The organism is Shewanella sp. VK101, from assembly GCF_056497865.1.
In genome coordinates this window covers 1,033,301-1,054,913 of sequence record NZ_CM151402.1, presented here as the reverse complement: position 1 = coordinate 1,054,913, position 21,613 = coordinate 1,033,301, and the positions used below count along the sequence as shown (strand labels likewise).

The 21,613-nt window shown below is 54.5% G+C and carries 20 protein-coding genes; 5 read left to right on the top strand and 15 right to left on the bottom strand.

Annotated elements, in window-relative coordinates:
* Nucleotides 1–16 precede the first annotated feature (16 nt).
* From ACSHSR_RS04715 to ACSHSR_RS04705, 3 genes are all read right to left on the bottom strand, one after another.
* Nucleotides 17–1,624 carry a hypothetical protein gene (locus tag ACSHSR_RS04715; RefSeq protein ID WP_234503566.1) on the bottom strand — a complete coding sequence of 536 codons (1,608 nt, stop codon included), beginning with the start codon at nt 1,622–1,624 and terminating at the stop codon, nt 17–19.
* 125 nt (nt 1,625–1,749) lie between these two features.
* The gene (locus ACSHSR_RS04710; RefSeq protein WP_025010031.1) at nt 1,750–2,259 is read right to left on the bottom strand and encodes a hypothetical protein; all 510 of its coding nucleotides are present in this window, start codon (nt 2,257–2,259) and stop codon (nt 1,750–1,752) included.
* Nucleotides 2,252–2,998 carry a winged helix-turn-helix domain-containing protein gene (locus ACSHSR_RS04705; RefSeq protein ID WP_028780179.1) on the bottom strand — a complete coding sequence of 249 codons (747 nt, stop codon included), beginning with the start codon at nt 2,996–2,998 and terminating at the stop codon, nt 2,252–2,254. The genes ACSHSR_RS04710 and ACSHSR_RS04705 overlap by 8 nt, the downstream gene beginning before the upstream one ends.
* Nucleotides 2,999–3,424: 426 nt before the next feature.
* Here ACSHSR_RS04705 and ACSHSR_RS04700 point away from each other — a divergent pair, with 426 nt between their 5' ends.
* Both ACSHSR_RS04700 and ACSHSR_RS04695 read left to right on the top strand, forming a co-directional pair.
* Nucleotides 3,425–4,246, top strand: a complete 822-nt coding sequence (locus ACSHSR_RS04700) for a cytochrome c3 family protein (protein ID WP_025886951.1) — start codon at nt 3,425–3,427, stop codon at nt 4,244–4,246.
* Nucleotides 4,247–4,256: 10 nt separating this feature from the next.
* On the top strand, nt 4,257–4,802 hold the full coding sequence (locus ACSHSR_RS04695; RefSeq protein ID WP_479631306.1) for a hypothetical protein: 546 nt from the start codon (nt 4,257–4,259) through the stop codon (nt 4,800–4,802).
* Here the strand turns inward: ACSHSR_RS04695 and ACSHSR_RS04690 are convergent.
* From ACSHSR_RS04690 to ACSHSR_RS04660, 7 genes are all read right to left on the bottom strand, one after another.
* Complete coding sequence (locus tag ACSHSR_RS04690) at nt 4,799–5,419, bottom strand: hypothetical protein (RefSeq protein WP_071238555.1); 621 nt, start codon at nt 5,417–5,419, stop codon at nt 4,799–4,801. The two genes, ACSHSR_RS04695 and ACSHSR_RS04690, sit on opposite strands and share 4 nt — an antisense overlap.
* Nucleotides 5,412–6,200, bottom strand: a complete 789-nt coding sequence (locus ACSHSR_RS04685; RefSeq protein ID WP_071238556.1) for a winged helix-turn-helix domain-containing protein — start codon at nt 6,198–6,200, stop codon at nt 5,412–5,414. Before ACSHSR_RS04685 ends, ACSHSR_RS04690 begins: the two co-directional genes overlap by 8 nt.
* A gap of 111 nt (nt 6,201–6,311) precedes the next feature.
* Nucleotides 6,312–7,766: a sodium:proton antiporter NhaD gene (nhaD, locus tag ACSHSR_RS04680; protein WP_479631305.1), complete on the bottom strand. Its 1,455-nt coding sequence runs from the start codon at nt 7,764–7,766 to the stop codon at nt 6,312–6,314.
* A gap of 221 nt (nt 7,767–7,987) precedes the next feature.
* The gene (locus ACSHSR_RS04675; protein WP_044733810.1) at nt 7,988–8,725 is read right to left on the bottom strand and encodes a DUF481 domain-containing protein; all 738 of its coding nucleotides are present in this window, start codon (nt 8,723–8,725) and stop codon (nt 7,988–7,990) included.
* Nucleotides 8,726–8,875: 150 nt separating this feature from the next.
* Entirely contained in the window at nt 8,876–8,968 is a 93-nt protein-coding gene (locus tag ACSHSR_RS04670) for a DUF2474 family protein (protein WP_223828965.1), read from the bottom strand.
* Nucleotides 8,969–9,041: 73 nt separating this feature from the next.
* Nucleotides 9,042–10,049, bottom strand: coding sequence for a cytochrome d ubiquinol oxidase subunit II (gene cydB / locus ACSHSR_RS04665; RefSeq protein WP_115389150.1), 1,008 nt, complete (start codon nt 10,047–10,049; stop codon nt 9,042–9,044).
* A gap of 2 nt (nt 10,050–10,051) precedes the next feature.
* Nucleotides 10,052–11,449, bottom strand: a complete 1,398-nt coding sequence (locus tag ACSHSR_RS04660; RefSeq protein WP_025010022.1) for a cytochrome ubiquinol oxidase subunit I — start codon at nt 11,447–11,449, stop codon at nt 10,052–10,054.
* 141 nt (nt 11,450–11,590) lie between these two features.
* Between ACSHSR_RS04660 and ACSHSR_RS04655 the strand changes: the two genes are divergently transcribed.
* Nucleotides 11,591–13,006, top strand: a complete 1,416-nt coding sequence (locus tag ACSHSR_RS04655) for an aminotransferase-like domain-containing protein (protein WP_115389151.1) — start codon at nt 11,591–11,593, stop codon at nt 13,004–13,006.
* An 18-nt stretch (nt 13,007–13,024) separates the two neighbouring features.
* Here the strand turns inward: ACSHSR_RS04655 and ACSHSR_RS04650 are convergent, their stop codons facing one another.
* Nucleotides 13,025–13,705: an ArsR/SmtB family transcription factor gene (locus ACSHSR_RS04650; protein WP_479631304.1), complete on the bottom strand. Its 681-nt coding sequence runs from the start codon at nt 13,703–13,705 to the stop codon at nt 13,025–13,027.
* A gap of 115 nt (nt 13,706–13,820) precedes the next feature.
* Between ACSHSR_RS04650 and ACSHSR_RS04645 the strand changes: the two genes are divergently transcribed.
* Entirely contained in the window at nt 13,821–14,312 is a 492-nt protein-coding gene (locus tag ACSHSR_RS04645; protein WP_045283701.1) for a DUF2938 domain-containing protein, read from the top strand.
* Nucleotides 14,313–14,372: 60 nt separating this feature from the next.
* Here ACSHSR_RS04645 and fba read toward each other — a convergent pair whose 3' ends face one another.
* The 4 genes from fba to tkt all read right to left on the bottom strand — a co-directional run bounded on the left by fba (nt 14,373) and on the right by tkt (nt 19,961).
* Nucleotides 14,373–15,440: a class II fructose-bisphosphate aldolase gene (fba, locus tag ACSHSR_RS04640; RefSeq protein WP_025886945.1), complete on the bottom strand. Its 1,068-nt coding sequence runs from the start codon at nt 15,438–15,440 to the stop codon at nt 14,373–14,375.
* Nucleotides 15,441–15,554: 114 nt separating this feature from the next.
* Nucleotides 15,555–16,730, bottom strand: coding sequence for a phosphoglycerate kinase (locus ACSHSR_RS04635; RefSeq protein ID WP_208135427.1), 1,176 nt, complete (start codon nt 16,728–16,730; stop codon nt 15,555–15,557).
* A gap of 88 nt (nt 16,731–16,818) precedes the next feature.
* Nucleotides 16,819–17,835 (bottom strand): erythrose-4-phosphate dehydrogenase, encoded by a 1,017-nt coding sequence (gene epd, locus ACSHSR_RS04630; RefSeq protein WP_107353187.1) that lies wholly within the window; start codon nt 17,833–17,835, stop codon nt 16,819–16,821.
* 131 nt (nt 17,836–17,966) lie between these two features.
* Nucleotides 17,967–19,961: a transketolase gene (gene tkt, locus ACSHSR_RS04625; protein ID WP_208189985.1), complete on the bottom strand. Its 1,995-nt coding sequence runs from the start codon at nt 19,959–19,961 to the stop codon at nt 17,967–17,969.
* A gap of 445 nt (nt 19,962–20,406) precedes the next feature.
* Between tkt and metK the strand changes: the two genes are divergently transcribed.
* Nucleotides 20,407–21,558: a methionine adenosyltransferase gene (metK, locus tag ACSHSR_RS04620; protein WP_107006086.1), complete on the top strand. Its 1,152-nt coding sequence runs from the start codon at nt 20,407–20,409 to the stop codon at nt 21,556–21,558.
* The last annotated feature ends 55 nt before the right edge of the window (nt 21,559–21,613 follow it).

Genomic DNA, 21,613 nt, shown 5'->3' with positions numbered 1-21,613 from the left:
TTCACGGTGAAGGCCGTCAGGGTTGACTGCCTTCACCGTTTTTAGGCTCGCTTGCCCGGGAGGAGATGGTTTTATCTTCCTTCCCGCCGGGTTGCAGCTCAGACAGAAGATCGGCGGCCTGAGTCACGGCCGCCAGATTAGCCTGATGTTCCTCTTCAGCCATAGTCTTGGATTCGGCGCGCTCTTCCTTGCTGCGTCTGGACTCTCCACTGGCCTTGACCTCTGAATCATAGGGCAGGTCCTCAATTCCCGGCAGTGAATCCGGAATATCGCTGGGGCTGACATCCACTATCTGTGAACGGTTCATGGTGATCTTGTATCTGGCATAGCGCGGCGCCTGCTTGCCCTCTTTGAGCACAGCCACCAGGTTTATCTGATAGCGCCGCTCCACCGACTCATTGCTGATCCGGCCATCGGTTTCGGTGTAAATTTTGGCCTTGCCGCGCTCCAGGTAGCGAGCAAAGGGTACTAAGCTGAACACCACCTGTTCCTGCAACGTGTTGTAACCGGAGAGAAACTCGGTATCTGCCACCTTGGTCTGGATGCCATAGTGAAGAATTTCGGCATCGACCTTATTCTGGCTGTGGCGCCGCCTGAGGATCTCTTTGACATCTTTGGGAAGATCCTGGCTGCGCATAAATTCAAGCCAAACCAGCTGCTTGGCAATGAACTTTTGGTTGGTGGTGTCTCTCAATATCCGGCTCCAGCGCGGTCGTCCCCGTTGGATATAGCGCCACAGGGCATTGCGTACATCGTCTTTAAAGATCTCCCGCGCACCGTAAATCAGCGCCAGCACCAGCACCAATACCAGGGTCACACCGCTGAATACCCCTTGGGCCTTGATGATCAGTGCCGACACCACCAACATTACCAGGGCCGTAGCCAATCCTGTGGTCAGCTTCTTGAGCCCTGTGCCCAGAGGTTTGATCTCCTCTTTGAGTACCACCCCTTGCTGAATAAGCCTTCTGAGCAGCAACATCTTGTTGGCAATGCGATTGGGATCCTGCAGGGTCTGCGCCGAATTGTAGTGCCGCTCCGCCCGATAGTTATTCTCCACCCGGCAGAGGGTGATCACCTTGTCCGAGATATGGCTGAAGTCGCTGTTTCTGGGGCCATGGGCCAGCAGCTTCAGCAGTTGCTGTTCACAGAACCAGGACAGGTAGTTATCGGCATTCTCGAAATAGTGCTTCCATTTGGCATCGGCCGGTTCGTTGCGGCGAAACTTCTTCAGCAAAATCGCTGTCTGCTCGGTTAACTCCTCCAGCAAGGGATAGAAATTTTCCGGCTCGGATTGCCGCGAAATCTCTTTGGCATCGTTCTCCATCGCCACCACAAACTGGTAGGCAAACAGGTTCAGATAGAGGCGAAACTCTTCAACGGTACGCTTCTTCTGACTCACAAACCTGGATTGCACCAAGGGCAGATGCAGGCCATCCGAGTAGTAGGAACGCCGACCGAGAATGGCGCTGAAGTAGTATTCCTCTTCATTCAGGCTCTGCGGCCCTATGCCCATCTCCTTGGGCAGGGAAAAGTAGAGATCCAGCTTGCGCTGCTCCCCGACATCCATCAGATGGCTGAACTTGATGGATAGATTTTCTTCCTGCTTGATACGTAGTTTGGACACAATAATGGAACACTATCAATGAATTGATGAAAGATCCTGACTATAGCCCAAGCAACACGGGAATGGGATAGCGCACCGGCGTTAACTGAGTGGAAATGGTGAAATCGTCAGCAAAAATTCAGCCGTCAATGGATCAGGCGACAGCCACATACTGTGTTGCTCGGTTGGAATAACACAATAGCATAGTCTTTGGCTTCATCGGCATCGAGGATCTCCAGAGCCAAATGGTGCAGGCCTTCGTTGCTGAGGTTGAAACTGGAAATATAGGAGAGGTATTGCATGTGGGCGGGCCTTGCACCCTTGCCGGAGAGTTCCTGTTTGTCCGTGACCAGAATTTGATAACGGCCGGCTTCTTCCGAAGCCAGTTGCCCCTGCATCAAGATACTGCCGGCGGGGGTGCCATCCATGTTGAAGTAGCGATAGTTGACCAGGGCTCGCTTGCCTTTGGTCTGCAGATCCAGCAGCAGGTAGTGCTGCGCATCTTCGCCCTCATTCAACTGCCGGTCGTAGAGCTCGGAGCTGCAGTTAAGCGCCAAAGCGGGCGCTGTCTGGCTGAAACGATAGATCACCAGCAAACAGCCGAGCAGAAAGATCAGGATCAGCAGATTTATCATCCAAAGCCAACGTCTAGCCACAGAGATCAACCTCCTTGAGCCAAGGTACGCTCACAAATGCCTTCACCTGACGGCCATCGCTGATCTTGAGATTACGCACCACGGATTGTCCCAGATACTCGCCTCTCAAGGTGAGGTTAAGCACCTGCTTATCATGGGACAGCGACACATATAACTTGCGCCAGGGGCTGCTCTTGCACTGGGCCAATGCCGAGGCCAACACCTTACCCTGCTCGGTCAACAACTGGTTGTTGGTGCGGGAGTTGGAATAGAAAAACAGCTCCATTCTCTGACCCGAAAGCAAGGTCAATTCCTGCTTGTTCAGCGGAATGGTGGGCGCCACTCTGGGCAAGCGATACAGATAGAAGAGACTGAGGCCGAGCATGAATATCAGCACCAAGCCTACCAGCAGTTGTTTGGGACCTGCATTCAACCTGGACTCCAGCACTCCTGCAGGTTTACGGGCCACAGATGAGCGCAGCAGATACCCCTGCCCCTTGACCGTTTCAATCAAAGACTCATATTCGGGCCCCAGAAAGGCACGCAACATACAGACAGCACGGGCTACGGACGAATCGCTCAAAGGGGGATGATTGTCATCACCGGCGCGCAACTCGATACGGGAAACCAAACGCCCCTGATTGGCGAGCAGGAGTTTCAGTACCTGTAACTCCGCCCGGGGAAGATGCCAGCTATCCCCCCGGCCCCTGTGTTGTAACTCACCGCTGGCTTCATCAAACCAGCAGTCGCCTATCTGCATTATATTCCTCCTGTTTTATATGGTTATGAGTCTATGCAAGAAATCTAATCACTACTGTGATCCTCTTAACCCTGACACAGGAAAAAGTTTAAAAAGTGATCCAACTCAGGCGAGGCGCCGACCAAGAGGGAAGCAAGTGGCATTTTGTGAACCAGTACCCAGGATTGAAGCCACTGAAGACTGAGGGAAAAAGCCATGAAGACGCCATTAATCAACATGAATGCAACAAATAAAGTGACCCATATCAAATGCTAATCCTCAATGGGTATCAAGATGCAAGCCGTCAATCGTCTTTGCATGTCAAAAATCCGTTTTCGGCCAACTCAGGATTCATGCGCGCTGAATCACAACCTTCATCAGACATCCCCCTAAGCTGAAGACAACCGACCAGGTCGGGAAAAACAAAGACAACAAAGGGTGATAAATATGAGCATTAACAGACGTCAGGCCCTCGGCCAGATCATTGGAATTAGCGCCGCAGCAGCCGGAGCCGGCCTCACGGCCACTTGTGCCTTTGCAGCCACGGATGAGTCAGGAAACTACCGCCTGGAACTGGGGGAAAAACTCAAATATGCCCCATTGGATCCCATGGCGACCGCCAAACTCGCTTATGAAACCGGCGGTGGCTGTATGCATCAGGTATTTCACGCTACTGTGACCATGCTGGCGCAGTCCGCCAGTGTCGATGCCGATAAGTTTGCCACTATTCCAACGGCGCTGGCCGGTTATGGTTTTGCCGGGGTCACCGGCCAGGGCACGCTTTGCGGTAACCTCAATGCGGTAGGTATGCTGGTCAATATTCTCGATGACATCAATGGCCAAAATGCCGCCGTCATCGGCGCCCTGTTCCGCTACTACGAGAATACCGAACTGCCTTTGTCCAGCGATGAGTTCGTTGCCGGAATCGGCTCCACCGCCGAAAAGACCGCCCTGGTGGTCAAGTCCTCGGTTGCCAACAGCGTGCTGTGCCACTCCTCCATCAGTAACTGGTCCAAGGCCTCAGGCAAGACCTTCTCCGAAAAAGGCGAACGCTGCTATCGTTTATCGGCCTCCATTGCCTATCATCTGGTGGAACTCCTGAACCGAGCCCACAAGGGCGAAGACTTGGCCGCCCTGCCGGAGAGCAAACCCAGCACCGAAGCCCAGAGTTGCCAAAGCTGTCATGGCTCCAGCAGCACCATGGGGCCAGCCGCCAGCGTCAAGACAGATATGGAATGTACCACCTGTCATACCGGGCACTTTAACTGAGGATTATCCGATGAAAATCAGCTATCTGAGCCTGCTGCTCAGCTCGGCCCTGCTCTTGGGAGGCTGTGGCAGCGATGATGACAACAGTAATGGCGGTGGCGAGATCACCCCTCCGCCGCCGGTCGAGAAACCCAGCCAGGATATTGCCGAGGCAAGCAGTATTGAGTTGACCCTCAATAGCTTCGATCCCGACTCAGGCCAGGTCACCTTTGCCCTGCAAAACGCCGAAGGCAAGGCGCTCACCAATGCCGCCAAGTACCGGATCACCTACTTTGGTTATCCGGCAGAAGAGCAAGCTTCCACCAAACCCAAGGCCTGGAAACGCTGGCATGTGACCTATGGTTACAGCTGCGATCCGGCGACCGAGTGCGCTGAACCGCTGCAGGCTCTGGACAGTGCCGGCAGCTACAGCTTCAGTCCATCTGGACTGGATTGGGATGCCAATGCCGCCAGCGGTGCCGTCAGCCGTTATAAGGTGGCCATAGAGGTGTTTGGCACAGAGATCAGCAATGAGCTGACACTCTACTCTCCCACCACAGGGGAAGGTGCGAACTAACCCCCGAAAACTGCCCCATCAAATAAGCCGCTGATCAGGGAGAGCAGCGGCTCTTGGGCCTTATCCTCCTCAAACTCACTCATACGACAGGCCCAGAGGTGATCTCCAGGCGTCACCTGGATAAGTGCATAGTCGGCCAGAATATCCATCTCAAGTACATGCAGCCTGAGATCCAGTTTGCCTGACTGAGCCAACACCTTATTGATACTGTCCCGCATCGCCAGCAGATATGGGGGCAACTCTGCTTCATCCACTTGCAGCTTTTCCTGTCGCTGCTCCAGGCTTATCAAATAGCTCAGGGAGCCAGGCTCAACCCCTTTGATGAGCCCTGTCAGTTCGATGCTGGCCCAAGGCTCAGAGTCGTGACGATAGCTCACCCGCAGTCTGGCATGACCATTTTCTGTGGCTATCCTGAGCCTGAGCTTTTCAGTGTTGGCCTGATCCACAGCCATGCCGGGACGGATCAAACTCGCTTCACAGTTGAAATTAGGGCTAAGACGTTTGGAAATCAGGGTATCGGCCCAGAGAATGCCGGCAGCAAACAACAGCAGTAATAACAGCAGCAGTATCCAGATCCGGTTTTGGCGTAACCGCCGCCGCAGAGTCGATTCAGTCACAGCGCAGTGCCTCCCTCAGCCAGGTATATTCGGGGGCGCAGGCGTTCATCTGGACCATGGTCAACTTATAAGCCTTGAGGTATTCGCCTCGGTCGCCTTCTCCCTTGACCACCATACTCAACACCTTATTGTCATCGCTGAGGGAGATGGAAATGGTGCGCCAACTATCGGGGCAGCGTGCCAGCCAGTCTTCAATACCTTGAGTCAAATCTTTCAATGCGGCCAATGCTTTGGGTTCGCCGTAGAGACGCAAAAAGGTAGTACTGCCCGAAGGATGTACGAGTTTAATCACCTCATCCGGCGTTTCCAGATAGCGCAGTGGCCCAACCCTGGATGACAAAAAAACCAATGCCAGTGCGCTCAGCAGTAACATCCAACAATAGTGACGCCAGGGCGTTTGTCCCTTGGGGGACAAAGAGATAGGCCTGCGGCCTCGGGTCTTGCTGTGCAGCAAAAAACCTTGCCTGTCTACGGATTCCAAGAGGTCGCTGTGCTCGGGTCCCAGGTATTGGCGGATCCTGGCCACCGCCTGCTCCAATAAATGCCCTTGATTGGCGGGAATGGCGGCCTCCTGCAGCAGTTGCATTCTGGATACCACCTGCCCCCTGTGAGCCAACAAAATATTCAGCACACACTGCTCTGTTTCAGACAGTGTCCAGCTCATCCCGGATCCAGTATGTTTGAGCGTGCCGGTATCGGCATCAAACCAATAGCAACCTATCTGCATGGCGTGGCTCAGCAGCAAATGAATGGCGGCAGTATAAGGGAAAAAAACACCCATCCAGAGTGATCTGTATGGGTGTTTTTAGGCTTTTGGCAAGAAGCGTGAACCGTCTCTCAGACTTTTCCCACAATTAAAATTTTGTTAATTAACAATATGATACATTCTTATCTAGAATGTAGAACTGTTAATCCAGAGGTGCACCAGAATGCTGGCTACGTAACCCAGGGCGATCACGGGTGTCCACCTGAGGTGAGCCCCAAAGGTGTATACCCCTCTCGCCTGCCCCATCAGCGCCACCCCGGCGGCACTGCCGATGGACAACAAACTCCCCCCAACCCCGGCGGTCAGGGTTACCAACAGCCATTGTCCCAACGCCATATCCGGGTTCATTGTCAGTACGGCAAACATCACTGGAATGTTGTCTATGATAGAGGACAGCACCCCAATGGCGACGTTGGCATAGGTGGGATCCCACTGGGTGTACATGGCATGGGATACCATGCTCAAATAGCCCATAAAGCCCAAACCGCCGACACACAGCACCACACCATAGAAGAACAGCAAAGTGTCCCATTCGGCTCTGGCAATACGGCTGAATACATCGAAAGGCACCACGTTACCCAGTTGCTCCAGACGCTTTTCATCCTGCATCAGGTGCGCCTTCTCCTGCGCTCTTGCCAGCGCTTTGGGGAAATTCTTCCTCAGGTAGAAGCCAAAACACTGCAGCAGTCCAAGGCCTGTCATCATGCCAAGCACAGGCGGCAGACCCAGCAGTGAATGGGTACACACAGCCATGGCTATGGTGAACAGGAACAGCAGCACTATCCGCTTGGCGCCTGTCTTGGTGTAAACCTTTTCAACCAGGGCATCAGATTTTTCCCTGGAAATAAACAGGCTCATGATCACCGCCGGCACCAGGAAATTCACCAGTGATGGCAGGAACAGCTTGAAGAACTCGGAAAAGTGCACCATACCCTTTTGCCACACCATCAGAGTGGTGATGTCCCCAAAGGGGCTGAAGGCGCCACCGGCGTTGGCCGCCACCACTATGTTAATGCACGACAGGGTGATAAAACGGCGATTATCGGCGCCCATTTTCATCACCACGGCGCACATCAGCAGCGCAGTGGTCAGGTTGTCGGCGATGGGCGAAATAAAGAAGGCCAGTAAACCGGTAAGCCAAAATATCTGGTATAAACTGAAGCCCTTGCTGACCATCCAACAACGCAAGGCGTCGAACAACTTACGTTCTTCCATGGCGTTGATATAGGTCATGGCCACCAGCAAAAACAGCAACAACTCGGCATATTCGAGCAGGTTATGTTTGAAGGCGGCTTCGGCCACTTCCGACATACCATTCTGGGTATAGACATAACCTATCATGCCCCAGATGAGACCGGCAGCGACCAACACAGGCTTGGACTTTCTCAGGTGCAGCTTCTCCTCCCCCATCACCAGTAAATAGGCGATGGCAAACAGAGTCAGAGCCAGATACCCCACGGTTGAGTCTGTCAGACTCAGGTTATTTGTGGCTTCCGTGCTAGCCAGGACCACAGGCGAAAACAGTCCTGACAAAATTCCCCCTAAGGCTGCGCAGCCCCCATGCAAACGCATTAACTTCATCTCTTTCTTCTCTTGGTAGGAAATTAACTAAAACCTAGCACAGAGAATGGAAAGCGAATCTTGATAAAACGCAAATTTCTGCAATTTAAGTGAGCGAGACCCGGCTCTAAGTGGCAGACCGCAGCAGAAGAGTTGAAAAAGACTGGTAAAAAAACACCATAGATCACAAAAGCGCCCGCAGGCGCTTTTATCTGGTTCACACTTTTTATGTCACGGCTTTTTTAGAAAGAATACAGCAGTGTCATATTGGTTTCAGTGTCAGTGCTCTTTTTGTCATCCAGCGGATCACTGTTATAACGCACAATCACGGCAAACTTCATTGCCAGGGCGCCGATGATGTTGGCGGTCAGCGAAGTCTCGGAGCGGGCGTCGAGCTTGTCGCCATAATCGGCAATAAACATCTGGCGGAACTTGGAGGTCTTGCTGATCTCCAGCTCATAGTTGATCACTCCGTGAGCGACCCAGCTGGCATCAGAGTTATAGCCCAGAATGGCGCTTTGCTCACTGTCCAGACGCTGATACTGGTAACCAGGACCTATCTCAGCATCCAGGAAGCTTTTGCTGCCCTGGAATACACGGTAGCCGTAACCGGCCGCACTGTTGAACTTGTAATCGTAACCAGTGAAGGGATCGGCTTCGTAGCTGGTGTTGGCAAACAGATAGCTGCGCTCATCCAGACGGTAGTTGCCCTGAACACCACCAAAATAACGTTTGGCAGTAACTTCTTCAGAATCTTCCTTGTACAGACCTTCGAGCAGGTACTGGTTTTCCCAGTTGCCCAGTTCGTGTTTCATCGCCAGGCGAGCCTTCACCGAAGAGGTTTCAGTGTTACCTGTGGTCAGGGTTGCCCCCAACTCCGCCTCACCGGCAAATGTTTTATCACCTTCGACAAAGTCAGCCCCAGCGTGAGCAAATGGTGCGACCAGCAGAATGGCTGCAGCGCTAAGCAGTTTTTTCATTCTTGTGCATCTCCGTTCAAAGCAATCCCCTAAAAAAACGGGCGCCATCTTAACATCTATGGCGAAAAATACGAAACAGCTCGCATTTTGCAGCTGAAAAAACCTGATTTCCGACACCGGTAACCGTTTTGTCTGACAGAGACAAGGCTATCAGGCCTTCAACCCGGCCGCAGACATCAGCAGTCGCAACAGCGAAGAGACACTCAGTAAAGAAAGAACACTCAAGCACCAAAGCAGCAGCATCCAACAGCCTGGCCGGCTATCGAGCCAATTCTTAGCCGGGGCCAGCAGCCGGATGGCCCGGCCCCTCAAAGCGTCAATGATAGGCTTCATCGGCGCTCACCTTGCCGCGGAACACATAATAGGTCCAGCAGGTATAAACCAGAATAATGGGGATAATAAACAGAGCCCCCACCAGCATGAAGCCTTGGCTCTGGGGTGATGCCGAAGCCTGCCAGATGCTGATGCCCGGTGGAATAATATAGGGCCAGATGCTGATCCCAAGACCGCAAAACCCCAGTAACACCAAGAGCAGCGTCATCACAAAGGGTTGGTAAGTATCTTGCCTTTGCAGGCCCAGATACAGATTCCATCCCAGTAGTGCCGTCAATAAAGGCACGGGTGAGAGGAAAATCAGGTTCGGCAGTGAAAACCAACGCTCGGCGATTTGGGGATGTGCCAAAGGCGTCCAGATACTGACCAGCACTATTGCCACCAGCAAGCCTATGAGCAAAGAGCGGCTCAGCAGAAACATCTGTTGCTGCAGATGCCCCTGGGTCTTCATGATTAGCCAGCTGCTGCCAAGGAGTCCGTAAGCGACCACCAGCCCGACACCGCATAAAAGCGGGAAAGGCGCCAACCAGTCGAGCTGCGAGCCGGCAAAGCTGCGATCTATGACAGGGAAACCGGATATCACAGCCCCCAGCACCACTCCCTGGAAGAAGGTCGCTGCCACAGAGCCGATGGCAAATGCCCTGTCCCAGGCTTTTCTGTGGCCTTCAAACGCCTTGAAGCGAAACTCAAACGCCAGGCCTCGAAAGATAAGCGCCACCAGCATAAAGGTCAGCGGAATCGCCAAGGCATCGATAATCACCGCATAAGCCAGCGGAAAGGCGCCGAACAGCGCAGCCCCGCCCAGTACCAGCCAGGTTTCATTGCCGTCCCACACAGGTGCCACTGAGTTCACCATGATATCTTTGTCATGCCTGTCTTCAACCAAGGGCAGCAGTATCCCCACGCCCAGGTCGAAACCATCCATGACTATGTACATCAAGGTGGCGAAAATAATAATCACAAACCAGATAACAGCCAGATCAATGCCCATACTCAGCTCTCCTTATGCAGCTCGTCGCTGTGAAACTGTGAAATACGCCCGACCAACGCAGGGCTTTCGGATAAGACTTCCTCGACCTTGGGCCCCTGACGGATAAGATTGAGCAGATAGAGATACCCCAAACCAAACACCAGGCTGTAGACCACAAAGAACCCCAGCAGGCTCAGGCTCATATGCAGCTCGCCATGGGCGGAGACCGCATCCCGGGTGCGCATTACCCCATGAATGATCCAGGGTTGCCGCCCCACTTCCGTGGTTATCCATCCGGCCAACAGCGCTATGAGTCCCGATGGTCCCATGAACAGACTGAAGCGCAGAAACCAGCGGCTCTGGTAAAGGCCACCACTGCGTCTGAGCCAAAGGCTGACGACACCGAGCAGCAGCATCAGCATGCCCAGTCCGACCATGACCCGAAATGACCAGAAGACGATAGGGACATTGGGCCTGTCTTCCACGGCAAACTCCTTCAGCGCTGGCACCTGGGCCTGGCTGTCGTGCATCAGGATCAAACTGGCCAGCGCCGGGATCTTGAGGGCATAGTCAGTGGTTTCTGTCTCCATATTGGGCCAGCCAAACAGGATCAGCGGTGTCGGCTCCCCCGAGCTGTTGTCCCAGTGCCCTTCCATGGCGGCGACTTTGGCCGGCTGATGCTCCAGGGTATTGAGCCCGTGAATATCCCCAAGCAAGGCCTGCAAAGGTGCACAGGCGAGGATCATCCACAACGCCATGGAGAACATCTTGCGCACCGCCGGGTTGTCGTTGCCTTTAAGCAAATGCCAGGCGCCCGATGCCGCCACCATCAAGGCGCAGCAGATAAAGGCGGCCACCGCCATATGCGAAAGACGCGGTATAAAGGAAGGGTTGAAGATGACAGCCAACCAGTCTGTCGGTACCACTTGGCCGGCTTCAATGACAAAGCCCTGGGGCGTGTGCATCCAACTGTTGGAGGCCAAGATCCAGAACATGGACATTATGGTGCCGAGGGCGACCATGCAGGTGGAGAAGAAGTGCAGCTGATCGCCGACTTTTTTCCAGCCAAACAACATCACCCCCAGAAATCCGGCTTCGAGGAAGAAGGCGGTCAACACTTCATAAGTCAGCAGAGGGCCGGTAATACTTCCGGCAAACTCGGAAAAGCCGCTCCAGTTAGTGCCAAACTGGTAAGCCATCACCAAGCCGGAAACCACCCCCATACCAAAGTTGACCGCAAATACCTTGGACCAAAAATGATACAGCTGCTTGTATACCGGATTACGCTTTTTGAGCCAAAGCCCTTCCAGTACCGCGAGATAACTTGCCAGGCCAATGGTGATGGCCGGGAAGATAATGTGAAAAGAAACCGTGAAGGCAAACTGTATGCGTGCCATTTCGAGTGCATCCAGTCCAAACATGAACCACCTCAAAGGGTCAATAAACCTGGCTGGCATCTTAAGGACTGAGACAAAACTATAATAGATACAGAAAATACGATTTTATATATAACAGATTGAATAATTGTTATGCTGGGCACGGGCAATAAAGCAGAGTAAACCATGGCCAAATATGAAACCCTGATCCAGCAATTGAGGCAGCAGATACAGAGCGGTGTCTGGCAGGTGGGTGACCGCTTACCTTCACTCAGGGAGCTGACTCAGCAGAGCCAGATGAGTTTGATGACAGTGATGCATGCCTATCAGGTGTTGGAAAGCCAGGGCTGGATAGTTTCCCGCCCCCGTTCAGGTTACTTTGTCGCCCCGAAAGTGGCTGCCCCCAAGCCCCAAGGTCTGCATCAGTCCAGTGCTGTGACCCGCGCCGAGTCGGTGGATATCAACGCCTTTATCTTTGAGGTGTTGCAGGCCAGTCGCGATCCGGGGATCACAGGGTTTGGCTCCGCCTATCCGGATCCCGGGCTGTCGCCCCACAAACAGTTGAACCGGGCCTTGATTTCAAGCGCCAAGACCCTGGATTCCGCCAGCGCTCTGGACAATCTGCCTCCCGGTAACCCGGCGCTCAGGCATATCTTAGCCCAGCGCTACGCGGCGCAGGGAATGAGCATCTCGCCGGATGAAATAGTGATCACCGCGGGGGCACTGGAGGCATTAAACCTGAGCCTGCAGGCGGTTACCCGTCCCGGGGATTGGGTGGTGATAGAAAACCCCGCCTTTTACGGCGCCCTGCAGTCGCTGGAGCGCCTCGGTCTCAAGGCGCTCGCCATCCGCACCCATCCCCAGGAAGGGATAGATCTACAGTCTCTGGCCCAGGCGCTGCAAACTCACAGGGTCAAGGCCTGCTGGTTGATGACCAACTTTCAAAATCCCTTGGGCTGCAGTATGAGCGATGACAAGAAGCGTCGTTTGCTGAAACTCTTGCAGGAACACGACTGCTTTTTGATTGAAGACGATGTCTACAGTGAACTCTATTTCGGCAAGGAGAAGCCCCTGCCGGCCAAGGCCTTCGACCCGGACAACAGAACCCTGCACTGCGGCTCCTTCTCCAAGTCTCTGGTGGGCGGTTTTCGCGTCGGTTGGGTGGCCGCCGGCAAGATAGCGCTCAGTATTCAAAAACTGCAACTGATGAGCACCCTGGCCACCAGCACCCCGGTGCAATTGGCGCTGGCTCATTACCTGTCGACCCGCAGTTATGAGACCCACCTGCGACAATTGAGGCGCACCCTGGAGCAGCGAAAGTTTGCCACCTGGCAGGCATTGAAGAACCGCTTACCCGACAGTGTCAGAGTGCATTATGGCGATGGCGGCTATTTTCTCTGGGTAGAGTTACCCGAGGGGCGGGACACCACAGAGCTCTATCGCCAGGCACTCTCTCAAGGGATAAGCCTGGCGCCGGGACAGATGTTCTCGGCACACCGGGAGTTCAGCCACTGTTTTCGCATCAATGCCTCACTGCCTGGCGGGCCAAAGTTGGAGCAATCGATAGCCAGCCTGGCCAAGCTGATAAAAGGCGTTTTGTGATAGGTTCAACTGTCCAAGTCAGACTTCCACCGCCAAGCCGGCCGCCTTCCAGTCGGGGAAACCGGCATTGAGTCGCTTGGCATTAAAGCCCTGTGTCTGCAGCAAGGCCACCGCCTCATCCGATAGGGCGCAATAAGGGCCGCGGCAATAGGCCACTATCTCTGTGTGCTTGGGCAGACGTGCCAGTTCCGCTTCCAACAGAGGCAATGGCAGGTTGAGAGCCCCCGGCAGATGGCCGAGTAAAAACTCCTCTTCGGGACGCACATCCAGCAGCAATACATTACCACTTTCAAGCCGCGCCAACAACGCCTCCCGGGAAACCCCTTCACCGCTGCCCGGCTCCGGCTTATGGCGCGCCACCAGTTGATTAACCCGGGAACGCTGAAAATCGGCCAGCTGCGCCAGGCTCTGCAGCAGCACCAACAAGGGACCATCGGCCAGAGAATAGAGTACCTGTTTGCCTTCACGGCGACTGTCCACCATGCCGGCGCGTTTCAGTTGCTGCAGGTGTTGGGAGCAGTTAGCCAGAGTCAGACCGCACTGCTGGGCCAAACGCTCGACCGGCCATTCCCCCTGCGCTATCTGCTCCAGCAGCCTTAACCTGTGGCCATGAGAGAGCACCTTGGCAATATCCGCCAGTTCCCGGTAGTGACTATCGAGCTGCTGCCCCTGTGTCTCGGTCAGATTGTCGCTTGACATTTTTTCTTCACCAAACAATCATTCAATTAATTTATTGAATGATAGATTATCATCATCCATCAGGGGCGACAACCGCCCAGCCCGGATGGACAAAATACGACAAGGAGTAAGATAGATGCAGGAATTTCCCTTTTGGCTCAATGCGCTGCTTTTAGGTGTTGGTGCAACTCTGGTAATGGATATTTGGGCCTTGGCGCAAAAAATGCTGTTGGGGATCCCCTCACTGAGCTATCCCATGGTCGGTCGCTGGATAGGCCATTTACCCAAGGGGAAACTGATCCACAGCCCTATCGGCGCCTCGGCAGCCATCAAGGGCGAAGCCTGGCTTGGCTGGGGAGCGCATTATCTGATAGGCATCATCTTTGCCGCCATCTTGCTGGCGATCTGCGGTTCGCAATGGCTGCAAGCACCGAAGATCATGCCGGCGCTGCTGCTTGGCATTATCAGTGTATTGGCGCCCTTTCTTATTCTGCAGCCGGGACTGGGTGCCGGCCTTGCGGCCAGACGTACCCCGGCCCCCTGGACAGCCAGAGGCAGAAGTCTGTTGGCCCATACGGTTTTTGGCCTTGGACTCTACCTGACGGCGCTGCTGTTATCTCTGCTTTAAACGCCGGAAACGGGACGTAAAAAAGCCCGCGAATGCGGGCTTTCAATACAGAGAACGGGATTACAGGTTGATCTGTGGATCCAGTTCGCCGGTTTGATAACGCTTGTACATGGCCTGCAACGACAGCGGCTTGATCTTGGAGCCCATACCGGCACAACCGAAGGCTTCGTAGCGAACGGTACAGATGTCGGCCATGGCTTCCATGGAGGCCTTGAGGAATTTGCGTGGGTCAAACTCAGCTGGGTTTTCAGCCAGGAACTTACGTACCGCACCGGTAGATGCCAGGCGCAAATCTGTGTCGATGTTAACCTTACGTACACCGTGCTTGATGCCTTCAACAATCTCTTCCAGCGGCACGCCGTAAGTTTCAGGGATGGCGCCACCATACTGGTTGATGATCTGCAGCCACTCCTGAGGCACAGAAGAAGAGCCGTGCATGACCAGATGAGTGTTGGGGATACGGGCGTGGATCTCTTTGATGCGGTCGATACGCAGTACATCGCCGGTAGGCTTGCGGCTGAACTTGTAAGCACCGTGGCTGGTACCTATGGCGATGGCCAGGGCATCCACATGAGTGTCGGCCACGAAGCGGGCGGCTTCTTCCGGGCTGGTCAGCATCTGCTCGTGGCTCAGGGTACCTTCGGCGCCGATACCGTCTTCTTCGCCGGCCATGCCGGTTTCCAGACTACCCAGACAACCGATTTCACCTTCAACAGAAACGCCACAGGCGTGGGCGAAGGCCACTGTCTTGCGGGTAACATCGACGTTGTACTCATAAGAGGCAGGAGTCTTGCCGTCAGACATCAAGGAACCGTCCATCATCACAGAGCTCATGCCGAGCTGGATGGAACGCTGACACACGTCAGGGTGAGTACCGTGGTCCTGGTGAATACACACAGGGATATCCGGATACTGCTCGAGGGCAGCCGCCATCAGATACTTGAGGAACTGAGGACGGGCATACTTACGGGCACCGGCTGAAGCCTGCACAATCACAGGGCTGTCAGTGGCTTCGGCGGCCTGCATGATGGCTCGCATCTGCTCCAGGTTGTTAACGTTGAACGCCGGGACGCCGTATCCATGTTCGGCGGCGTGGTCCAGCAGTTGGCGTAGGGAAATAAGGGCCATTTTTTTACTCCAATAATAGGGTGAATTGCTTCACCGAGGTCGCTATCGCTTGGATTTAACTTGATGCTCCCGGCAAAGCCGGGAGCGGTTTCTTTATAATTCTTTTGATTTTGCTCAGTTACCGCGGGCCTTGAGCATGGCCACAGCCGGCAACTCTTTACCTTCGAGGAACTCGAGGAAGGCGCCGCCACCGGTAGAGATGTATGACACCTTGTCGGCAATGCCGTATTTGTCCACGGCGGCCAGAGTATCACCGCCACCTGCGATGGAGAAGGCCGGTGACTCGGCGATCGCCTGGGCGATACGCTTGGTACCTTCGCCGAACTGGTCGAACTCGAACACCCCAACCGGGCCGTTCCAGACTATGGTACCGGCTTGTTGCAGGATAACTGCCAGGGCTTCGGCGCTGTCCGGGCCTATGTCGAAGATCATCTCATCGTCGGCAACCTCGGCCACTGGCTTCAAGGTAGCCACGGCTGCAGGGCTGAACTCCTTGCCAACCACCACATCGGTAGGCACAGGGATATCGCCTCCACGGCTCTGGGCATTGGCCACCAGGCGCTTGGCTTCATCGATAAGGTTGGCTTCATAGAGCGACTTGCCCACAGGATGGCCGGCGGCGGCAATAAAGGTGTTGGCGATACCACCACCCACCACCAGTTGATCCACTATGCCGGACAGAGATTCAAGCACTGTCAGCTTAGTCGACACTTTGGAGCCACCGACAATCGCCACCAAGGGACGCGCCGGGTTGTCCATCGCCTTACCCAGGGCATCCAGCTCTGCCGCCAGCAATGGGCCGGCGCAGGCTATCGGGGCAAACATGCCGACACCATGAGTCGAGGCCTGGGCGCGGTGAGCGGTACCAAAGGCATCCATCACATAGACATCACACAGGGCTGCCAGTTGCTTGGAAAGCGCCTCGTCGTTTTTCTTCTCACCCTTGTTGAAGCGGACGTTTTCAAACACCACCACTTCACCTTGGGCAACTTCGACGCCATCCAGATAGTCTTTTTCCAGACGTACCGGGCAGTTCAGCGCCTTGGCCAGATAATCCACCACAGGCTTGAGGGAAAACTCCTCATTGTATTCGCCTTCGGTTGGTCGTCCCAGGTGGGACATCACCATCACGGCAGCCCCTTTTTCCAGTGCCAACTTGATAGTGGGCAGCGAAGCCCGCAGACGCGCGTCGCTGGTGACCACGCCATCGGCCACAGGCACATTGAGATCTTCACGGATAAGCACACGCTTGCCCTGAAGATCCAGCTCTGACATCTTGATAATTGCCATTTTTACGCTTCCTTCTTAATCAAAAACAAATCTGTTTCACTAAGGACGGCGCCTTCCCTGCCACCCTGGAATAATCTGTTGCAGCCTCTCAGGCGCTGCGGGCCTTGATCATCGCCAGCGCCGTATCCAACATACGGTTGGCAAAGCCCCATTCGTTGTCGCACCAAAGCAACAGCTTCACCAGTTGGCCATCACTGACCCGGGTCTGGGTGCCGTCGACCACGCTGGAGCGCGGATCATGATTAAAATCGCATGATACCAGAGGCTCATCAGTATAGCCCAGAATGCCCTCAAGCCTGCCATGGGTCGCCTGTTCCAGCACCTGGTTTACCTTGGCAATATCCACTCTGTCATTGAGAGTCACAGACACATCTATGGCGGTGACATTAATAGTGGGCACCCGCACTGAAATGGCCTCGAACTTATCCTTCATCTGCGGCAGGATACGCTCTATGCCGCGGGCCAGCTTGGTGTCGACCGGAATAATCGATTGCCCGGCTGCGCGGGTTCGGCGCAGATCGTCGTGATAGGCATCTATCACCTGTTGATCATTCATCGCCGAGTGGATAGTGGTAATAGCACCGCTCTTGACCCCAAAGTGCCGATCCAGCACATCGATAACAGGGACAATACAGTTGGTGGTACAGGATGCGTTGGACACCACAGTGTGTTCGGCGGCCAACAGTTCCTGGTTGACACCAAAGACTATGGTGGCGTCAACATCCGCCGAAGAGGGATGACTTATCAATACCTGGCGGGCACCGGCCTGGATATGAGCCTCGCAGCTCTGTCTATCAGACAGGGCGCCTGTGGCTTCGAACACCAAGTCGACATCCAGCTCGCCCCAGGGCAGTTTGTCCGCCTCCGGCTCGGCCAACAGTCTGATGCTATCGTCCCCCAGTTGCATCATGCCGTCTGCAAGACTCGCGCGGCTATGGAAGCGACCATGGGTGGTGTCATAGTTAGTGAGGTGGACTATGGCCTCGGGCTTGGCCAGTTCATTGATGGCAACGATCTGAATTTGCTGCCTTTTACCCGACTCGTATAAGGCACGGAGAATTGAGCGGCCGATGCGGCCATAACCATTGATTGCGACTCTGATCATGGAGATCCTGTTCCTCTAATGAGGGATGCTGATTGGGTAACGGCCTGTCTTCCTGACAGGCCGTTGCACTTCCTGTGCGGCATTCCATTGCCTGGTTGCCGCACAGTCATTTCCAATCAGGCAGGCGCGGCTCAGGCGAGCAGAGCCTTACCGGCTTCAACCACTTTATCTACAGTGAAACCGAACATCTCAAACAACTGATTGGCAGGCGCTGACTCACCGAAGCTGGTCATGCCAATAATGCGACCGTTCAGGCCCACATATTTATACCAGTAATCGGCTATGCCCGCTTCCACTGCCAGTCGTTTTGTGACATTGGCTGGCAGTACGGCTTCTTTATAAGCCGCGTCCTGTTGGTCAAATACGTCGGTAGATGGCATGGAAACCACACGCACCTTGGCACCAGTAGCAGCCAGCTCAGCCTGTGCCTTAACCGCCAACTCGACTTCGCTACCGGTGGCAATGATGATCAGCTCAGGCGCGCCTTCGCAATCCACCAGCACATAACCGCCCTTGGCCACATCGCTCAATTGCTCGGCGCTGCGTGGCATCTGGGTCAGGTTCTGACGCGAGAAGATCAGTGAAGTTGGGCCGTCTTTGCGCTCTATGGCGTACTTCCAGGCAATGGCAGATTCTACCTGGTCACATGGGCGCCAGGTGCTCATGTTGGGAGTCATACGCAACGAGGCAATCTGCTCAACCGGTTGGTGAGTCGGGCCGTCTTCACCCAGACCAATAGAATCGTGGGTATAGACCTGAATGTTCTGCACCTTCATCAGCGCAGCCATGCGCATGGCATTACGGGCGTATTCCATAAACATCAGGAAGGTGGCGCCGTAAGGTACAAACCCGCCGTGCAGGGCAATACCGTTGATGATGGCGGTCATACCAAACTCACGCACACCATAGTGCAGGTAGTTGCCGCTGGCATCTTCGGCCGAAATAGGCTTGGAACCTGAGTACATGGTCAGGTTGGAAGGCGCCAGGTCGGCACTGCCCCCTAAGAATTCCGGCAGCATTTTACCGAAGGCTTCCAGGGCATTTTGCGAGGCCTTACGGGAAGCAATATTGGCAGGATTGGCCTGTAACTGCTCTATATAGGCTTTGGCATCGACGTCAAAGTTGGCTGGCAGTTCACCGTTGAGGCGACGCTTGAGCTCGGCGGCCAGCGCGGGGTGAGCGGCTTCATAGGCGGCGAACTTGTCGTTCCAACTGCTTTCGGCGGCCTTACCGGCTTCCTTGGCATCCCAGGCGGCATAGATTTCAGATGGGATCACGAATGGGTCGTGCTTCCAGCCCAGGAATTCACGGGCGGCGGCGATTTCAGCATCACCCAGCGGCGCACCGTGGCAGTCGTGAGAACCGGACTTGTTGGGAGAACCGTAACCTATGATGGTCTTGCAGCAGATCAGCGATGGACGCGGATCGGCCTTGGCGGCTTCGATGGCAGCGTTGATAGCTTGCGGATCGTGACCGTCGACACCGGCGACCACATGCCAGCCGTAGGCTTCAAAGCGCTTGGGGGTATCATCACTGAACCAGCCTTCAACATGACCGTCGATGGAGATACCGTTGTCATCCCAGAAGGCGATCAGTTTGCCAAGACCCAGAGTGCCGGCCAGAGAGCAGGCTTCGTGGGAGATACCTTCCATCAGACAGCCGTCACCCATGAAGACATAAGTATGGTGATCGACAATATCGTGACCGTCACGGTTAAACTGAGCCGCCAGAGTCTTTTCCGCAATAGCCATACCTACGGCATTGGTGATGCCTTGGCCCAGAGGCCCTGTGGTGGTTTCGATGCCGGGAGCATAACCATATTCAGGGTGGCCCGGAGTACGTGAGTGCAGTTGACGGAACTGCTTGAGATCTTCAATGCCCAGATCATAACCCGCCAGATGCAGCAGTGAGTAATGCAGCATGGAACCATGGCCGTTTGACAGCACAAAGCGGTCGCGGTCAGCCCATTGAGGGTTCACAGGGTTGTGCTTGAGGTGATCCCGCCACAGGACTTCGGCGATATCTGCCATCCCCATGGGAGCACCGGGGTGGCCGGAATTGGCCTTTTGGACAGCGTCCATACTTAAAACACGGATAGCGTTAGCGAGTTCTTTACGGGAAGACATGCTCTCTCCTGCTTGATCTTAGAGGTCTTGGGCAAAATGGAGCCATATTTTCCCCTACCGGGCAGAAGGACGCAAATAAAATTCGCCCACCCACGGCGCCAAAAGCAGCCCAGGCTTTGCTTTGTGTTTACATTTGCGCCTCATTTGCGAAGCCTGCCGCTCACAAAGCTGTCAACTTGCCTGTCCGCTGATCGCTTTCAACGCAAATGCCAAGGCTGAATTGCCAGAGGAAAAGTCTAGATTCAGATACAGATGAATCTGATAAATTTCAGCAAAATAGCTGAAAATAGTAAAAAAAGATTTGAGTCATTTGAGCCGATTCCTGCGCCATGGCGCACAAATATTTGCGACAAGGGGTGTCATCCAAGTCGAATTCTACTAAAATGGCCGTCTAGATGTAGATGCTTCTACACGTTTGAATTCCACAGACGAGATTTTCCGAATTATGGCAAAACACTTGTTTACCTCTGAGTCGGTCTCAGAAGGACATCCAGATAAAATCGCCGATCAGATTTCTGATGCGGTACTCGACGCGATTCTGGCTCAGGATCCCAAGGCCCGTGTAGCCTGTGAAACCCTGGTCAAGACAGGTATGGTATTGGTAGCCGGTGAAGTCACCACCTCTGCCTGGGTCGATATTGAAGAACTGACCCGTAAAACCGTTCGCGAAATAGGTTATACCCACTCAGATATGGGCTTCGATGCCGACAGCTGCGCGGTACTGAACGCCATCGGTAAGCAGTCCCCCGATATCAATCAGGGTGTAGACCGTGCCGATCCCAAAGAACAGGGTGCCGGTGACCAGGGTCTGATGTTCGGTTACGCCAGCAATGAGACTGACGTGCTGATGCCGGCTCCTATCACTTATGCTCACCAGTTGGTTAAGCGCCAGTCCGAAGTACGCAAGAGCGGCGCTCTGCCTTGGCTGCGTCCCGACGCCAAGTCTCAGGTGACTTTCGCCTACGAAGACAACAAGATTGTCGGTATCGATGCCGTGGTACTTTCTACCCAGCATTGCGGTAGCGTCAGTCAGGCGGATCTGGTGGAAGGCGTGATGGAAACCATCATCAAGCCAGTATTGCCTGCCCAGTGGCTGAACAAGGACACCAAATACTTCATCAACCCAACCGGCCGTTTCGTTATCGGTGGTCCCATGGGTGACTGTGGTTTGACCGGTCGCAAGATCATCGTTGATACCTACGGTGGCATGGCCCGTCACGGTGGTGGCGCCTTCTCAGGTAAAGACCCATCCAAGGTTGACCGTAGCGCCGCTTACGCTGCCCGTTACGTTGCCAAGAACATAGTGGCTGCCGGTCTGGCGGATCGCTGTGAAATCCAGGTGTCTTACGCCATTGGTGTGGCCGAACCGACTTCCATCAGTGTGGAAACCTTCGGTACCGGCAAAGTCTCGCAAGAGCTGCTGATCCAATTGGTTCGTCAGCACTTCGATCTGCGCCCATACGGCCTGACCGAGATGCTGGATCTGGCGCGTCCCATCTATCAAGGCACCGCTGCTTACGGTCACTTCGGCCGTGATGAGTTCCCATGGGAGCAAACCAACAAGGCTGAAGCCCTGCGTGCCGACGCAGGTCTGTAATAGACTCAGCTTGCAAAAAAACCGCCTCAGGGCGGTTTTTTTATATCTATTTATC

Excerpts from the sequence above, each read along its gene's own strand:
- ACSHSR_RS04705 (WP_028780179.1), bottom strand. The coding sequence starts at position 2,998 with ATGCAGATAGGCGACTGCTGGTTTGATGAAGCCAGCGGTGAGTTACAA.
- ACSHSR_RS04700 (WP_025886951.1), top strand. The coding sequence starts at position 3,425 with ATGAGCATTAACAGACGTCAGGCCCTCGGCCAGATCATTGGAATTAGC.
- ACSHSR_RS04695 (WP_479631306.1), top strand. The coding sequence starts at position 4,257 with ATGAAAATCAGCTATCTGAGCCTGCTGCTCAGCTCGGCCCTGCTCTTG.
- ACSHSR_RS04685 (WP_071238556.1), bottom strand. The coding sequence starts at position 6,200 with ATGGGTGTTTTTTTCCCTTATACTGCCGCCATTCATTTGCTGCTGAGC.
- nhaD (WP_479631305.1), bottom strand. The coding sequence starts at position 7,766 with ATGAAGTTAATGCGTTTGCATGGGGGCTGCGCAGCCTTAGGGGGAATT.
- ACSHSR_RS04675 (WP_044733810.1), bottom strand. The coding sequence starts at position 8,725 with ATGAAAAAACTGCTTAGCGCTGCAGCCATTCTGCTGGTCGCACCATTT.
- ACSHSR_RS04670 (WP_223828965.1), bottom strand. The coding sequence starts at position 8,968 with ATGCTGCTGCTTTGGTGCTTGAGTGTTCTTTCTTTACTGAGTGTCTCT.
- cydB (WP_115389150.1), bottom strand. The coding sequence starts at position 10,049 with ATGGGCATTGATCTGGCTGTTATCTGGTTTGTGATTATTATTTTCGCC.
- ACSHSR_RS04660 (WP_025010022.1), bottom strand. The coding sequence starts at position 11,449 with ATGTTTGGACTGGATGCACTCGAAATGGCACGCATACAGTTTGCCTTC.
- ACSHSR_RS04655 (WP_115389151.1), top strand. The coding sequence starts at position 11,591 with ATGGCCAAATATGAAACCCTGATCCAGCAATTGAGGCAGCAGATACAG.
- ACSHSR_RS04650 (WP_479631304.1), bottom strand. The coding sequence starts at position 13,705 with ATGTCAAGCGACAATCTGACCGAGACACAGGGGCAGCAGCTCGATAGT.
- ACSHSR_RS04645 (WP_045283701.1), top strand. The coding sequence starts at position 13,821 with ATGCAGGAATTTCCCTTTTGGCTCAATGCGCTGCTTTTAGGTGTTGGT.
- fba (WP_025886945.1), bottom strand. The coding sequence starts at position 15,440 with ATGGCCCTTATTTCCCTACGCCAACTGCTGGACCACGCCGCCGAACAT.
- ACSHSR_RS04635 (WP_208135427.1), bottom strand. The coding sequence starts at position 16,730 with ATGGCAATTATCAAGATGTCAGAGCTGGATCTTCAGGGCAAGCGTGTG.
- epd (WP_107353187.1), bottom strand. The coding sequence starts at position 17,835 with ATGATCAGAGTCGCAATCAATGGTTATGGCCGCATCGGCCGCTCAATT.
- tkt (WP_208189985.1), bottom strand. The coding sequence starts at position 19,961 with ATGTCTTCCCGTAAAGAACTCGCTAACGCTATCCGTGTTTTAAGTATG.
- metK (WP_107006086.1), top strand. The coding sequence starts at position 20,407 with ATGGCAAAACACTTGTTTACCTCTGAGTCGGTCTCAGAAGGACATCCA.